Below are 14,819 nucleotides of genomic sequence, written 5' to 3'. Positions count from 1 at the left end.
GTCGGTGGCGCCATCTGTATTCGGCACGCCTGGTGGCCGGTTGAGGGGCTCTTTGCGGCTATTCGGGTGAAGCACTCAAAAACCGGATAAGCTAAACGGCCACCCGAGAGACTTCCCGTACGGAGGTCAGGCCGCCGGCCGCCTTGGCCAGGCCGTCCGCCCGCAGCTCGTACATCCCCTGGTAGAGAGCGACCTCGCGGATCTCGTTGGCCGAGGCGCGGCGGATCGTGAGCGACTCGATCTCCGGGCTGATCGGCATCACCTCGTGCACGGCGATGCGGCCCCGGTAACCGGTGTTGGCGCAGTTGCGGCAGCCCTTCGGCGCGTACAGCACCTCCGGCACCGCCAGATCCTCGAACGGCCAGCGGGCGCCGAGGAGTTCCTGCTCGGTCGGCTTGTAGGCCTCCTTGCACCAGTCGCAGAGCCGCCGCGCCAGCCGCTGGGCCAGCACGCAGTCCAGCGACGAGCCGACCAGGAAGGGCTCGATGCCCATCTCGGTCAGGCGGGTGACCGCGCCCGGCGCGTCGTTGGTGTGCAGGGTCGAGAGCACGAGGTGACCGGTGAGCGACGCCTCCACCGCGATCTGCGCGGTGGCCGCGTCCCGGATCTCGCCGATCAGGACCACGTCCGGGTCGGAGCGCAGGATGGCCGGCAGCACCGCCGCGAAGGTCAGGCCGGCCTTCGCGTTCACCTGCACCTGGTTGACCCCGCGCAGGCGGTACTCGACCGGGTCCTCGACGGTGATCACGTTGACCTCGGGCTTGCTGATCCGGCCCAGGGTGGCGTACAGGGTGGTCGACTTGCCGGAACCGGTCGGCCCGGTGACCAGCACCATGCCGTGCGGCTTGGTGAACGAGCCGGCGAAACGGTCGAGGTTGTGCTGGGTGAAGCCCAGCTTGCTCATGTCGAGGTCGATGCCGCCGGTGTCGAGCACCCGCAGCACGATCTTCTCGCCCCAGACGGTGGGCAGCGTGGCGGTACGCAGGTCGACCGTCCGGTCGCGGATCAGCGCCGTGATGCGGCCGTTCTGCGGAACCCGCCGCTCGGTGATGTCGACCCCCGACATGATCTTGATGCGGGAGGTGAGCGCGGCCATGACGCCGCGCGGCACGACGTCGACCTCGTGCAGCACGCCGTCGATGCGGTAGCGCACCCGCATGTCGTCCTCGGTCGGCTCGAGGTGCAGGTCGGAGGCGCGGTTCATGACCGCCTGCTCGATCAGGCTGTTCACGTACCGCACGATCGGGGCGTCGTCGGCGCTGGTGGCCTGGGCCGCCATCGCCGACTGGTCGTCCTCCTGATCGACCATCTCGCCCAGGTCGCTGGCCTCGCGCTGAAGGCGCTCGATGATCCGGCGGACCTCGCTGCGGGCGACCACGGCCGGGCGTACGGTCATGCCGGTGGCGGCCCGGACGTCGTCCAGCGCGACCACGTCGCCCGGGTCGGTCACGCCGACCACGAGCTCGCCGTCGGACATCGACAGGCCGATCACGCGGTGGCGGAGCACGACCGGCAGCGGGATGCGCTTGAGCGCGGCCGGGTCGGGGGTGAAGCTGACCAGGTCGACCGTGTTGATGCCGAAGGCGGCGGCGGCCGCGGTGGTGAGCTGGTCCTCGGTGACGACGTTGTCGTTGATCAGGACGGCGCGGACGGAACGGCCGCTGCGCTGGGCCTCCTCGGCGGCCGCGTCGACGGCGCGCGGATCGATCCCGATCTGCTTGAGCGCGTCCAGCAGCGGGCGGAAGGTCTGGTCCATGACGTCCTTTGCATCGGCTATCGGTGCTTGCCTCTGTCCATCGGACGTACGCGGACCTAGCTGAGCCGCGCCCGGTTAGGACCCGGTTGGCACCGGTTGCCGGAAGGTTCGCCGATACGCGGTGGGCGCCACCCCGATCGCCTGCTGGAAGTGCTGCCGCAGGGCGGTCGCGCTGCCCAGGCCGGAGCGGCGGGCGACGGTCTCGACGCCCAGATCGGTCGACTCGAGCAACATTTGAGCGTGGGTGACCCGCTGCTGGAGCAGCCACTGCCGCGGGCTGGTGCCGGTCTCCTCGCGGAAGCGCCGGGTGAAGGTGCGCACGCTCATGCTGGCGTGGGCGGCCATCTCCTCGAGGCTGACCGGCTCGGCCAGGCGGTCGAGGGTCCAGGCCCGGGTGGGCGCGGTGCCGGTGTCGGTGGCCGGGGGGACCGGGCGCTCGATGTACTGGGCCTGGCCGCCCTCGCGCCAGGGTGGCAGGACGCAGCGGCGGGCGGCGCGGTTGGCCACCTCGGCGCCGAAGTCGCTCCGGACGATGTGCAGGCAGAGGTCGACTCCGGCCCCGACGCCGGCCGACGTGAGGACGTCACCGTCGTCGACGAACAGGACGTCGAGGTTCCAGTGCACCTGGGGGTAGAGCTCGGCCACCGTCTCACCCCAGCCCCAGTGGGTCGCGGCCGGCCGGCCGTCGAGCAGGCCCGCGGCCGCGAGAACCGTCGCCCCCGTGCAGATCGAGACAATCCGGGCGCCGCGCGCGGCTGCGGCTAGCAGGGCCTCGCGCACATCGTCGCGAAGTGTCCCATCCGTCACGGTGGTCCCGGCATCAACGCCGGGCACGACGATCGTCTCGGCGGTTTCCAGAACCGACAAATCATGATCTGGGGTCACGGTGAAGCCCGCCGAACTGCGTACGGGCCCTGGACCGCAGACCACCGTCTTGTAGTGCCGGCGCAGGTCGGCGTCGCGAGCGGCGCGGAACACCTGGGTGGCAGTTCCCAGATCGAAGGGGACGAGGCCGTCGAGCACGAGGACGGCGACAACGTGGCGGCTGTGCGGCATGGCCCGATTCTTGCGCATGATGGCCTCTCGGCCACTCGTCCGGGCGGGTGGAGATTCGCAGACTGTGTACGTGCTCAAGACCCGCATTCATCCGGCCTGGTTCGTCGCCGTGGTGGCCTTCGTCGCGCTCGTCGGCGCCGCCGGCTTCCGGGCCACTCCCTCCGTGATGCTCCGCCCGCTGCACGACGAGTTCGGCTGGTCCCTCGGCACGATCTCGGCCGCCGTCTCGGTGAACCTTCTGCTGTACGGCCTGACCGCCCCGTTCGCGGCCGCCCTGATGGAGCGCTTCGGCGTCCGGCGCGTGATCATGGCCGCGCTGGTGCTGGTCGCGGCCGGTTCCGGCCTCACCGTCTTCATGCGTACGAGCTGGCAGCTCGTGCTGCTCTGGGGCGTGCTCGTCGGCCTGGGCACCGGCTCGATGGCCCTCGGCTTCGTCGCCACCATCACCGGCCGCTGGTTCGTCAAGCACCGTGGCCTGGTCACCGGCGTCCTCACCGCCGGCGGCGCGGCCGGCAACCTGGTCTTCCTGCCGCTGCTCGCCTCGCTCACCGAGAACCACGGCTGGCGGGTCGCCGCGCTGACCGTCACCGGGGCCGCGTTGCTGGTCGTGCCGCTGGTCTGGTGGCGTCTACGCGACCATCCGGCCGAGCTGGGACTCGGCCCGCTGGGCGGCGAGTACGAACAGCCGAAGCCGATCGCCCCGCAGGGCGCGGCCCGGATCGCGCTGCGGGCGCTGCGCGACGCCGCCCGCACCCGGCCGTTCTGGCTGCTCGCGGGTGGCTTCGCGATCTGCGGCGCCACCACCAACGGGCTGGTCGGCACCCATTTCATCCCGGCCGCCCACGATCACGGCATGGCCGAGACCACGGCCGCGAGCCTGCTGGCGCTGGTCGGCCTGTTCGACATCGTCGGCACGATCCTGTCCGGCTGGCTGACCGACCGGGTGGACAGCCGGATCCTGCTCGGCGGCTACTACTTCCTGCGCGGGATGTCGCTGCTGGTGCTGCCGTCGCTGTTCGCGGCGACCGCACATCCGAGCATGGTGCTGTTCATCCTCTTCTACGGGCTGGACTGGGTGGCGACCGTCCCGCCGACGGTGACGCTGTGCCGGGAGTACTTCGGCGACCGCGGCGCCGTCGTCTTCGGCTGGGTCTTCGCCTCGCACCAGTTCGGCGCGGCGGCCGCCGCCACCGCCGCCGGCCTGGTCCGCGACCAGCTCGGCGCCTACACCTGGGCCTGGTACGGCGCCGGGGCGCTGGCCGTGCTGGCCAGCGTGCTCAGCCTGATGCTGTTCGCCGGCAAGCGCCTCAAGCCGGTCGCGCCCGGGATCGGCCTGGCCGTCGAGCCCGCCCAGGCGTAGGGGCGGGCCACCCGGCCGGACGGTGGCCGGGTGGCCCTAGCTCTGTTGGAGGGCGCTCTGCCTGGTCAGCAGGCCGGTGAGCTCGGCCGCCGGCATCGGGCGGGCGAAGTGGTAGCCCTGCGCGTGCACGCAGTCCAGCTCGCGCAGGCGATCGGCCTGCTCCCGGTCCTCGACGCCCTCGGCCACCGGTGACAGGTTGAAGGTGCGGGCGATCTGCAGGACCGCTTCGGCCACCGAACCGCCACCGGAGTTCTCGTGCATGGCCTGCACGAACGACTTGTCGATCTTCACTACGTCGACCGGCAGGGCGCCCAGGTGGCTCAGCGACGAGAAGCCGGTGCCGAAGTCGTCCAGGGCGATCCGCACTCCGAGGGTCTTGAGCGAGGCCAGGACGCGGGCCGACTCCTTGAGGTCGGTCAGCGCGACCGACTCGGTCAGCTCCAGCACGAGCAGTTCGGACGGGATGCCGGTCTCCTCGATCACCGCGCGGATCTCGTCGGTCAGGTCCGGGTTGGCCAGCTGCGAGGCCGACAGGTTGACGTTCAGCTCGAAGCCGGGGTTCTGGCGCTGCCACTCGACGGCGCGCAGGCAGGCCTCGCGCAGGATCCACAGGCCCAGCTTGGGCATCATGCCCATCGTCTCGGCCAGCTCGAGGAAGGCGCCCGGCGGCAGCAGGCCACGGTTCGGGTGCTGCCAGCGGACCAGGGCCTCGACGCCGACCGTGTGCTCGCCGTCCAGGTCGACGATCGGCTGGTAGAAGACCTCGAACTGGCCGTCCAGGAACGCCCGGCGCAGATCGGCCTCGTCGCGGCGGCGCTGCTCCATCTCGGCGAAGCGGGCCGGGTCGAACCGTCGTACGACCCCTTTGCCGTCTTCTTTCGCCTGGTAGAGAGCTTCGTCGGCCTCGCGCAGCAGGGTGTCGACGTCGTGTTCGCCGCCCTTGGTGATGGCGATGCCGGCGCTGGCCCGGATGGTCAGCACCACCTCACCGATCTCCAGCGGCTGTTCCAGGTCGCGCAGGATCCGGCCGGCCACCGTGTCGGCGATGGTGTCGTCGACCAGCCGGGGGAGCAGCACCACGAACTCGTCGCCGCCGAGCCTCGACACGGTGTCGTTGGCCCGCACGTTCGCGTTCAGCCGTTCGGCGGTGACCTTGAGCAGCTCGTCGCCGGCCGCGTGGCCGTACGTGTCGTTGACGCCCTTGAACCCGTCGAGGTCGAACAGGACGACGGCGGTCATCGTCTGGTCGTCGTCGGCCAGCGCGTCGGTGGCGTGGTCCATGAACATGGCCCGGTTGCCGAGCTGGGTCAGCGGGTCGCGGAACGCCTGGCGGGCCAGGATGGCGCGCTGCTTGGTGAGGTCGCGCATGAGTCCCTCGTTCGTGTGCGAACCGAGGAACTGCCGGATGAGGATGATGCCGGCCACGATGATGATCAGCCAGGTCAGCTCCGGATCGGCGCCGCCGAGCCGGCCGTGCTGCACCGCCGCGGTGACGACGGCCGCCGCGACCGGCGCGTACTGCACCAGCGGCCAGGCGTCGGCCAGCCGCGCCACCGCCGCGCCGGCCAGCACCACTCCCACGAGGGGGAGGATCCAGCCGGCCACGCTCGCGTTCTCGTCGGTCAGCCGCTCGAACAGCAGCGGCCAGGCGAGCGCCATGAGCGACGCGAAGATCAGGGCGTCGTCGACACCGCGCCGCACCCTGTTCACAGCCTTGCCGGAACGAACCATGGCCGCCCCATCGGCCGACCGGGTGAGGACTTGAGCGAAGTCATGTAACCCATCGGTGCGAGCAGCTGAGGTCGATGTGTTGCGTGGAGGTTACGGTGGTCGCCAGGTCGAGTGATGGCCCGGCGGGCGGGGTAGGGGTGTGCGGCGCGACGTTGCGTCACCGTGATCTCATAGAACGCCAACAGCACGAATGTCGGCAACGGAGGACAAACTGTGCCGAGTGGAAATATCGCGGAGCGCCTGGCGACGCTCAGTGCGACCGCCACGGACGAGGACGGGGTCGTCACGGTCACGGTCGCCGGGCCCGGCGTCCTGACCGGTCTGCGGCTCGACGACCGGATGCGGCAGCTCAGCGGCGCGGCGCTCTCGTCGGAGATCCTGCGGACGATGCGCCGGGCGCAGGCCGCGCTGGCCGATCGGGTGACCGCCGCCGTCGACGAGACGGTCGGCGCCGACACCGAGGACGGTAAGGCCCTGTTGGACAGCTACACCCAGAACTTCCCGGCGGACGACGACGAGCCGCCCGCTCCGGTGATGCCCGCGGCGCCGCCCTTCCCCACCTTCCAGAACACGCCGTCGCTGCCGCACCAGGCGCCCGGCAACGGATACGAGAGTGGTCGTGACAGTCGTGCCCGGTGACAAGCCCGCGCTCCCACAACGAGGCCCGGCGCCCGCCGTCGACCAGATGTCGAACGCGGAACTCGCCCGCATGGTCGAGTCCGAGCACCCGTACCGGGGCAAGGCGCTGTTCGAGCTCTCCGACCGGATCGCGCTCGACGACGACGCGGCGACCAAGGTCGCGATGCTGACCCGGCTGACCTCGCTGCGCCGCGCGCGGCTGTTCGACCGGGTGTCACTCGCCTGGTCGGGCATCATCGCGCTGCTGGCCGCCGAGACCGCGCACTCACGGGAGGTCGCCTACGAGGCGTTCGGCGCCCTCGATGAGGAGGAGCAGCGGGACATGCTGGACTACCTGGAAGTGACCGCTATCGAGGAGGCCCACCCGCGGATCGTGTGACCGAGGGCGGGCCCCGGGCCGGTCACGCCTCGACGCGGACGTCCTTCCAGAAGGCGACGCGGTCGCGGACGGCCTTGGCGTCGGGCTTGGGTTCGGGGTAGAAGAAGACGGCGTCGGGGGTGGTGTGACCGTCGGCCGTGAGCGTGTAATAGGACGCCTTGCCCTTCCAGGGGCAGACGGTGTGGGTGTCCGAGGGGGTCAGTACGTCCTCGCGCAGAGACGCGCGGGGGAAGTAGTGATGTCCCTCGACAACCACGGTGTCGTCGCTCTCGGCGATAACTTCGTCGTTCCAGATGGCCTTAGGCATAGTCCGAACGTAGCGCGGACCGGGCCGGTAGTCCGATATGCGGAAGTTAATCGCTATCGGGAGTGAAAGGTGATGATCCGTCCGCAAGGTGCCGATGCTTGTACGAAGATCTACCCTTCGACCCGAAGAGATACGGCATGAAGATCCCGATCACGCTTCCCGCCGCCGGTGAGCAGGCGCGGCACGCGCTCCTGCTGCTCGGCGCGCCGGCGCCGGCCCGGCTCGTGGTGCGGGTGCACGCCGCCCTGTTCGACGGCGACCTGTCGGTGCCGGCCCTCGCGGCCCTCGTGCGTGACCGGGATGCGGGGCTGTGCGCGGCGCTCGACGCCGACCTCACGGCGGTGCCGGGTCTGATCGCGCTGGCCGACTGGCCGCTCGAGCGCCGGCTCATGACGCCGGTGGCCCGCCGGACGTCCGCCCTGGCGATGATCATCCGGGTGGCCGAGTTCGCCGGGATGAAAGCGTCGGCCGGTCCCGCCGAGCATCGGCTGCTGCGAGAGCTGGCCCGGGACGTACCCCATGGGCCCGAATCGGTTGATCTCGCGGAGGCGGCCCGGGAGGCGCTGGAGTCGCTGTGCGCGGCCCAGGCGGCCGAGGAGCCGGTGCGCGCGGCGGCTCTCGCGCGCGCCGCGTCCCTCGATGCCGATCAATTGCTGTACGGTCTTCCGGCCGTTCCCCACCAGCGAGGATGCGAGTGAGTCGAGTAGATCAACTGCGGGGCTCCGGGCCGCGCAAGCGGCACAACGCGCGGACGATCGCCGCGCTGACCGGCAACCCGGGCTGCACCCGCCGGGCCGTGCTCGACGCGGCCGGCGTCGACAAGCCGCGGCTGGCCGAGACGATCGGCTTCCCGGGCAGCTTCGGGCAGTCACGGTTCGCGCTGGCGCGCGGTAACGCGTTCGAGGCGATGCTCAAGGCCGACGACTGCGCGTTGTTGCGGTCGGTGCTTTCTTTTCCGGACGGCCGCTACGAGGACCTGGGCGAGGACAGCGACGACACGCTGACCGCCCGGCACACGCGGACGCGGGCCGTGCTCGCCGACGGTGACGGTGGGCTGCTCGATCATCCGCTGCTGACCCTCTCGGTGGCCGGCCAGACGGTCTTCCTCGAGCCCGACCTGATCGCCGCCCAGCGGGGCGACGTGCTGCAGGTCGTCGAGATCAAGTCGTTCGCCATCGTCGACGGGCAGGCGGACAGCGCCGCCGTGTCGTCGGCCGCCGTCCAGGCCGCGGTCTACGTGCTCGCGCTGCGCCAGTTGCTCGGCGACGACCGGGTCAGCCACGAGGTCGTTCTCGTGTGCCCGGAGAACTTCTCGCTTCAGCCGGCGGCTGTCGTTCTTGACGTACGCAAGCAATTGTCGACTCTCAAACGGCAGCTCTCCCGGCTCGCGTCGGTGTCGTCGCTGATCGACGAACTGCCCCCGTCGGTGACCTTCGACGTGGCCCAGCCGGTGCCGGCGCTGCTCGAGTCGCTGGCCGCGGTGGACGCGCGGTACGCCCCGGAATGCCTGTCGACCTGCGAGCTGTCGGTCTACTGCCGGCACGAGGCGACCGGCTCGACGGCCGCGCTGGGCCGTCCGGTGCGCGACGCCCTGGGCGGGGTGGCGACGGTCGACGAGGCGCTCGGGCTGGCCGCCGGCACGGTGCTGCCGACGCCGGAGCAGACCGAGGCGGCGGCTCTGCTGGCCGCGGCGGCCCGGCTGCGCAACGAAGCCCTTTCCGCGTGAGTACGCTCGTCGCGCTCGCCCGGGCCCAGGCCTTCGCGGCCGGGAAGGCGCAGCCCATCGCCACCGTCCGCCACCTGCACGTGAGCGACGATCCGCTGGTGCTGATCCCGCTCGCGATGGCGGGCGAGGCCAACGCCCCGCTGGCCGCGATGATCGGCACCTCGGTCGAGAAGCCGCGCCTGCTGGTCGTCTCCCAGCCCCGCAACCGGGACGAGCGGTTCGCGTTCACCGCCGCGCTCGCCGGTGAGCTGCTGCCCTACCTGGAGTCGTTCGCCACCGAGACCGAGGCGGTGGCGGTCGACCGGGGGCGCGACGTGCGCTACCGCTACGTCGACGCGCCGCAGGTCTGGGTGCCGAACCCGGCCGGCGCCGACTTCCTCAAGCTGCTCGGGCGTTCGACCCGCTTTCGGCGTACGGACGGCGACTACCCGGTGCCGGCGGCGGTCCCGCTGCTCGGGCAGTGGCTGACCTTCCTCGCCTCGGCGGCCGAAATGCCCGGGTCGGTGTTGCTGGCCAACACAGTGCAGGCGCTCGCCATGCACTGGACGACGGGGCAGAGCGCGGCCGAGGACGCCCAGCTGGGGTCGCTGTTCGCCTGGATCACGGCGGGAGCCGCGGCCGCCCGGGAAGCCGAGAACGGGCCGGTCGCGGGACCGGCCACCGATCCCGAGTTCGACAACAAGGTGCTGGCGCCGCTGATCGCCGAGTCGTCGCCGCAACTCGAGGACGTGCTGCGCGACCTGCTGACGCCGACGTGGGAACGGATGTGGCGTTCGCTGGACCTGCTGCGGGCGCTGCCGGCCGGGGCCCGGGTGGGCAGCCGGTGGGACAGCGACCGGGACACGTACTCGGCGTTCGTCGAGCACCTGGCCTCCGGCGGTGCCCCGCAGCCCCGCCGCGACGGGGCGGTGGCCGCCGCGTCCCGGCTCCAGCGGCTGGAGAACGCGGCCGCCCGCTACGCGGTGCAGCGCGCCTTCGACGACCCGCTGATCATGGCCGAACACCGCCTGACCGGCGCCGCCTTCGCGGGCGTGGTGACCCTGGCCAACCCGGACCGCGTCGACGACACCGGCAAACGTCCCGTCCTGCGGCCGCGGATCATGGTGGCGACGACCGAGCCGGTACGGGTCGAGGCCGGAGCCGGCCTGACATCGCCGGCCCGCCCGTCGCAGAAGGCGAAGGTCGTGTCGGTGACGCCGACGGCGGACGGGTGCGACGTGCTGCTGGAGCTGTCCGGCGGGATGGGGCGCAAGCTGGTCGCCGAGCCGGGCAGCGTGCCGGCGGTGGGGGAGCGGATCCTGCTGACGACCTTGAGCGAGGCGTACCGCCCGGGCGCGGCCTTCCCCGACCCGGCCGACACCCCGTGGACCCACGGCGGACCACCGGCGGCCTTCGACCCCGACGCTGTAACATCCGCGTAACACGCCCTGCCCGGACGCTGTCGATCATGGAACGGCGTCGATAAGGTGACGCTGTGTGCTCCACGACGATGTCGGGCTCGGCGAATTCATGACGGTCTACTATCGCGGACCGGCCGGGACGGTGACCGAAAGTCACTTCGTGACGCATTCCCCCGACGGCTCGGCGTACGACCTCAACGATCTCCGTAACATCATGCGCGTACGGCGGCGCGGCCCCCGCTTCGCCATGCTGCTGTCCGCCGCCGTCGCGGTGATCGTGGCCGGCCTCGCCGCCGGCTGGGCCATGGGCGCCGTCAGCGGCCTGCCGGTCGTCCTCGTGGCCGTCCTGGCCGCGGTGTTCCTCGTGCGGCTGGCCAGCCCGGTCTACACGCTCCGGGCCGATCATCGGGACCGGGCGGTCGAGCTCTACTCCACCAAGGACAGAGTCGACTTCGAGCGGGTGTGCCGCAACCTGGAGAGGGCGCTCGAAGACTTACGCCCCGCCTGACTCGAGACGCGGCGGCCCTCGGCGCGTTCTCGACGTCGCAGTCCTCGCCCAAGACCAGAACCAACCGCAGGCAGTCGGCGAGCTCATCCTCAAAACACGGATCGGTGAGGCGCGGGCCCCTGGGGTGTGGCGCTTCGGAGTGTGGCGCTTCGGGGAGCGGCGCTTCGGGGTGCGGGGCTCTGGGGTGCGGCGCTTCGGGGTGCGGGGCTCTGGGGTGCGGGGCTCTGGGGTGCGGCGCTTCGGAGTGCGGCCCTCCTACGGTGCGGACTCCTGAGGTGCGGACTCCTACGGTGCGGACCGTGAGGTGCGGGTCGGTGAGGTGAGGTGCGGATTGGTGAGGCGTGGGTCGGTGCGACGGGAGACAGGCCAGCGCGACCACAACGCCGCTCGACAGCAAGGCCGGTCAACGGGGGCACGGCTCAACACGCGCTGATCGGCATGGTCACCGGCAGACGCAAACGCAGATTGGCCGACGCCACAGGAAGGCGTCGGCGCTGGCACTGACACAGATGCGGCGCGACGGCGCGGGCGAGGGTCAGGAACGGCGTGATCTCGTGCGATGCCAGGACGCTTGCTGCGCGGGCACTGCTGCGCGGGCACTGCTGCCAAGGCGCCGGTGAGAAGGGGGTCGGGCGTGAAGGGTCCGGGCGTGAAGGGGTGGGCGTGAGGGCGCCGAGCGTGAGGGCGCCGAGCGTAAGGGTGCGAGGTGTGAAGGGCGTCAGGCGATGGCGACGGGTGTGAGGGTGGGCTGGGTGGCGGTGGGTGGGATGGGGGATGGCGCGGGATGTGGCAGGAGGGGGGCGAGGGTCGTTGATGTGGGCGTAGCCCCGGTAGCCTGGCAGGTCCGACCTGCTAGCGAGCGGCGGTCATTGTTCGGGAGCGAATGGTGCTGCGCGAAGATTTGGCCGCGGGTGCGCCGAACGAAGTGATCGGTGCGCCCGCGCGGCTGCGAGCGGTGTCGCGGCTGGGGCTTGGCTCGGGGGCCGATCCGGCATTTGACCGGATTGCGGCTATCGTCGAGCGGCTTGTCGACGCGCCGGTTGCTGTGGTGACGGTGGTTACCGGGGATCGGCAGTATCTTCCGGGGCAGGTGGGGCTGCCCGCGCCGTTTGCGGGGGCGCGGGAGATGGGGCTTGAGCATTCGTTCAGCCGGCATGTGGTGGCGGCGGGAGAACCGCTCATCGTTCCGGACGTACGGGATGATCCCCGCATGCGGGACAATCTGTCCATTCGAGATCTGGGAGCTGTTGCCTACGCGGGGGTGCCGCTCACCGACTCGGACGGGCTGGTGCTCGGCACGCTGGCGGTGATGGACCGGGAGGCGCGGAAGTGGACGCCCAGCGAGATCGCGCTCCTGGTTGAGCTGGGTGAGGTCTGCTCGTCGGAGCTGCGCCTGCGCATCGCGCGGGAGATCGCCGACGAGGCGCGACGGCATGCCGAGTCGGCGCACGACCAGCTCATTCTGCTCGGGGAGCTGACCGACGCGCTCGCCGAGACCATGGACATCGACGCCGCGCTGACCAAGCTCGGCCACCTCGTCGCCGGGCGCCTGGCCGACTGGTGTTTCATCGCGCTGGCCGACCCGTCCGGCGCGATCCGGCACATGTCCGCGGCTCATCGCGACCCGGCGTACGGCGAATTGGCCTCGACGCTGACCGCCCAGGCCCGCCGCGCCGATCTCAAGCCTCTGCTCCGGTCCGTCCAGCGCACCGGCCGGCCGATCCGGCGCGACGACACCGGCGGCGATCTGCTGCGCCGCCAGGCTCCGGAGCTCGCGGGGGTCGCCGCCGAGCTGGGCAGCTCTTCCGTGCTGGTCGTGCCGATCACCGCACCCGTGACCAAACGCCTGCTCGGTCTCGTCCTGCTGGCCAACGGCACAGCCCCGTTCACCGGCGCCGCCGAGCAGACCGCGGCCGAGGTGGGCCGCCGGGCCGGCATGGCCGTCGACAACAGCCGGCTCTACGGTCACCAACGGCACGTCGCCGAGGTCCTTCAGCAAAGCATGCTGCCCGATCTGCCCACCGTGGACGGTGTCGAGCTGCACGGCCGCTATCTACCCGCCCAAGCCGGAGCCGAGGTCGGCGGTGACTGGTACGACGCCTTCGCCCAGCCCGACGGCAGCCTGATGCTCGCCGTCGGCGACGTCTCCGGCCACGACATCGAGGCCGCCGCCACCATGGGCCAGGTCCGCAACCTGGTACGCGGCGACGCGTACGGCCGCGACGACGCCCCGGGCCCGCTGCTCGCCCAGCTCGACCGGGCCCTGCACGGCCTGCGCGTACCCGCCGCCGCCACCGCCGTCCTGGCCCGCCTGCGCCGCGAGGGCGACGATTACCTGATCACGTTCGCCAACGCCGGCCATCCCCCACCGCTGCTGCTGCGCCCCGACGGCGAGGTGGAGATCTGGTGGGAGCCACCGGAGCCGCTGCTGGGACTGCTCCCTCGCGACCCGCGCGCCACCCATCACCGCCGGGTACCGGCCGGTTCCACCCTGCTCCTCTACACCGACGGCCTGGTCGAGGATCCCGCCCATCTCATCGACGAGGGCATCGAACGCCTCCGCGCAGTCCTGCACGGCGCGCCTACTCGATCCCTCGAGGAAATCTGCACAAAAATCATCAAGACCGTCCATCGTCGAGACGACGACATCGCTCTCCTATTGGCCAGGCTTCTTTAGGAGTACGCCGGTAGCCCGCACCCGAGGAACACAGTGGACGGCCGGAATTGCCCCCGCTCCGATGGCGCCGGCTTCATCGTGTTCTTGCCCGTGATCGTCGCCGAGTTTCGCCCTTCCGGGCCGGTGCCGCCGCCCAGCTCGCGCCGGCGCCTGCCCACCCAGAGCCCGCGTTGGTGCGGGCCAGGCGGGCTGGGCGTCGGGCGTTGCGCGGGCTGGGCGTCGGGCGTTGCGCGGGCTGGGCGTCGGGCGTTGCGCGGGCTGGGCGTCGGGCGTTGCGCGGGCTGGCGCGGCAGGCTCAGCGCAGCCTCCGCGCCTGCGCAGGGCCCGGCGGTGATCGCGGCCGACGGTGATTGCGGCCCCAAGGTGATCGCGGCCCCCGCGTGGTGGATCGCGGCGCCGTGGTGGATCGCGGCCCCCGTGGTAAATCGCGGCCCCCGTGGTGGATCCCGGCCCGTGGTGGATCGCGGCCCCACGGTGGATCGCGGCCGGTGGTGGGCGGCCGGCGGTGGGTCGATCTGGCGGTGGTGAGGTCGGCGGTGGGTGGGCTTTGTGGAGTGGGTGTCAGGGGGTTGGGGCTGGGTTTTCGGCGGTGGTCAGGTTGGCGTCGGCGGCTAAGGGGGCCCAGCGCTTGGCCCAGGTTTCGCGGGTGGATTCGAAAGTGGGGTCGTCGAGGCCGAAGGTGGAGATGGTCACCTCGAAGCGGGCTGCGGACGGGGCGTTCAAGGGCAGGTGGCCGGCCACCACGACCAGGTGGCCGTCGGGGTCGATGGTGGAGGCGACTCGGGGGCCGAAGTGCTGCCAGTCGCCGGGTGACAGGGTCAGGGCCTGGTGGCCTGTGGTCTCGCCGGTCAAGTAGATGGTGCGGCGGCGGCCGGTCGGGCGTTCGCGCAGCAGGAAAGCGAGCTGGGTCAGGAACGCGCGCCAGCCCTCCTCGATCGCGTCGTACACCTCCTCGCCGGCCGGGCCGGTGCCCTCTCGGGACACGCGGACGCGGGACTGGTCATCGGTGCCGTCGACCTCCAAAGAGGAGCCGTCGGCCCAGCCCATCCGCTCCGGGGCCCACAGGGTGGCCTCGTCGATGAAGATCTGGCGGATCTCCGCGTCGAGGCCGTCGTAGTCCCATCCGAACCACTGGCGCAGCACCTCGGGCCGGGTCACGGCCTCCCAGGCCTGGTCGCGCCCCACCGGCAACGAGATCTCGACGTCGTAGGGCTTGAGCGGGCGTCGGTCGGTCATGCCGGGACCCCGGCTGTAGTCACGTCGGTCATCACCCCATCTTT

At 71.4% G+C, this 14,819-nt stretch carries 13 protein-coding genes; 8 read left to right on the top strand and 5 right to left on the bottom strand.

Features of this window, described 5'->3' with window-relative positions:
• Positions 1-91 precede the first annotated feature (91 nt).
• Together ACGFJ7_RS08805 and ACGFJ7_RS08800 are read right to left on the bottom strand one after the other, a co-directional pair.
• On the bottom strand, positions 92-1,756 hold the full coding sequence (locus ACGFJ7_RS08805) for an ATPase, T2SS/T4P/T4SS family (protein WP_360244642.1): 1,665 nt from the start codon (positions 1,754-1,756) through the stop codon (positions 92-94).
• A gap of 75 nt (positions 1,757-1,831) precedes the next feature.
• On the bottom strand, positions 1,832-2,830 hold the full coding sequence (locus tag ACGFJ7_RS08800) for a helix-turn-helix domain-containing protein (RefSeq protein WP_360244639.1): 999 nt from the start codon (positions 2,828-2,830) through the stop codon (positions 1,832-1,834).
• Position 2,831: 1 nt separating this feature from the next.
• Between ACGFJ7_RS08800 and ACGFJ7_RS08795 the strand changes: the two genes are divergently transcribed.
• Entirely contained in the window at positions 2,832-4,172 is a 1,341-nt protein-coding gene (locus ACGFJ7_RS08795; RefSeq protein ID WP_392641641.1) for an MFS transporter, read from the top strand.
• A gap of 36 nt (positions 4,173-4,208) precedes the next feature.
• Here ACGFJ7_RS08795 and ACGFJ7_RS08790 read toward each other — a convergent pair whose 3' ends face one another.
• Entirely contained in the window at positions 4,209-5,873 is a 1,665-nt protein-coding gene (locus tag ACGFJ7_RS08790; RefSeq protein WP_360244633.1) for an EAL domain-containing protein, read from the bottom strand.
• 243 nt (positions 5,874-6,116) lie between these two features.
• On the opposite strand from ACGFJ7_RS08790, the gene ACGFJ7_RS08785 reads away from it, so the two are divergent.
• Complete coding sequence (locus ACGFJ7_RS08785; protein ID WP_392641638.1) at positions 6,117-6,542, top strand: YbaB/EbfC family nucleoid-associated protein; 426 nt, start codon at positions 6,117-6,119, stop codon at positions 6,540-6,542.
• Positions 6,523-6,921, top strand: a complete 399-nt coding sequence (locus tag ACGFJ7_RS08780; protein WP_360244627.1) for a hypothetical protein — start codon at positions 6,523-6,525, stop codon at positions 6,919-6,921. The genes ACGFJ7_RS08785 and ACGFJ7_RS08780 overlap by 20 nt, the downstream gene beginning before the upstream one ends.
• Before the next feature lie 22 nt (positions 6,922-6,943).
• Here the strand turns inward: ACGFJ7_RS08780 and ACGFJ7_RS08775 are convergent, their stop codons facing one another.
• Positions 6,944-7,228, bottom strand: a complete 285-nt coding sequence (locus ACGFJ7_RS08775) for a DUF427 domain-containing protein (RefSeq protein WP_097319443.1) — start codon at positions 7,226-7,228, stop codon at positions 6,944-6,946.
• 137 nt (positions 7,229-7,365) lie between these two features.
• On the opposite strand from ACGFJ7_RS08775, the gene ACGFJ7_RS08770 reads away from it, so the two are divergent.
• From ACGFJ7_RS08770 to ACGFJ7_RS08750, 5 genes are all read left to right on the top strand, one after another.
• The gene (locus ACGFJ7_RS08770; protein ID WP_392641636.1) at positions 7,366-7,926 is read left to right on the top strand and encodes a hypothetical protein; all 561 of its coding nucleotides are present in this window, start codon (positions 7,366-7,368) and stop codon (positions 7,924-7,926) included.
• Positions 7,917-8,954 (top strand): hypothetical protein, encoded by a 1,038-nt coding sequence (locus ACGFJ7_RS08765; RefSeq protein ID WP_392641634.1) that lies wholly within the window; start codon positions 7,917-7,919, stop codon positions 8,952-8,954. The genes ACGFJ7_RS08770 and ACGFJ7_RS08765 overlap by 10 nt, the downstream gene beginning before the upstream one ends.
• The gene (locus ACGFJ7_RS08760) at positions 8,951-10,375 is read left to right on the top strand and encodes a hypothetical protein (RefSeq protein WP_360244618.1); all 1,425 of its coding nucleotides are present in this window, start codon (positions 8,951-8,953) and stop codon (positions 10,373-10,375) included. Before ACGFJ7_RS08765 ends, ACGFJ7_RS08760 begins: the two co-directional genes overlap by 4 nt.
• Before the next feature lie 55 nt (positions 10,376-10,430).
• Positions 10,431-10,862 (top strand): DUF6232 family protein, encoded by a 432-nt coding sequence (locus ACGFJ7_RS08755; RefSeq protein WP_360244615.1) that lies wholly within the window; start codon positions 10,431-10,433, stop codon positions 10,860-10,862.
• Between the two features lie 883 nt (positions 10,863-11,745).
• Positions 11,746-13,539 carry a SpoIIE family protein phosphatase gene (locus ACGFJ7_RS08750; RefSeq protein WP_392641632.1) on the top strand — a complete coding sequence of 598 codons (1,794 nt, stop codon included), beginning with the start codon at positions 11,746-11,748 and terminating at the stop codon, positions 13,537-13,539.
• Between the two features lie 561 nt (positions 13,540-14,100).
• On the opposite strand, the gene ACGFJ7_RS08745 is transcribed toward ACGFJ7_RS08750, so the two are convergent.
• Positions 14,101-14,775 (bottom strand): activator of HSP90 ATPase, encoded by a 675-nt coding sequence (locus ACGFJ7_RS08745; protein ID WP_392641630.1) that lies wholly within the window; start codon positions 14,773-14,775, stop codon positions 14,101-14,103.
• Positions 14,776-14,819: the final 44 nt, after the last annotated feature.

This window comes from Actinoplanes sp. NPDC048988 (genome assembly GCF_043197815.1).
Lineage (GTDB): Bacteria > Actinomycetota > Actinomycetes > Mycobacteriales > Micromonosporaceae > Actinoplanes.
The sequence above is the reverse complement of the archived record's forward strand: the minus strand, read 5'-3'. Positions and strand labels throughout refer to the sequence as shown.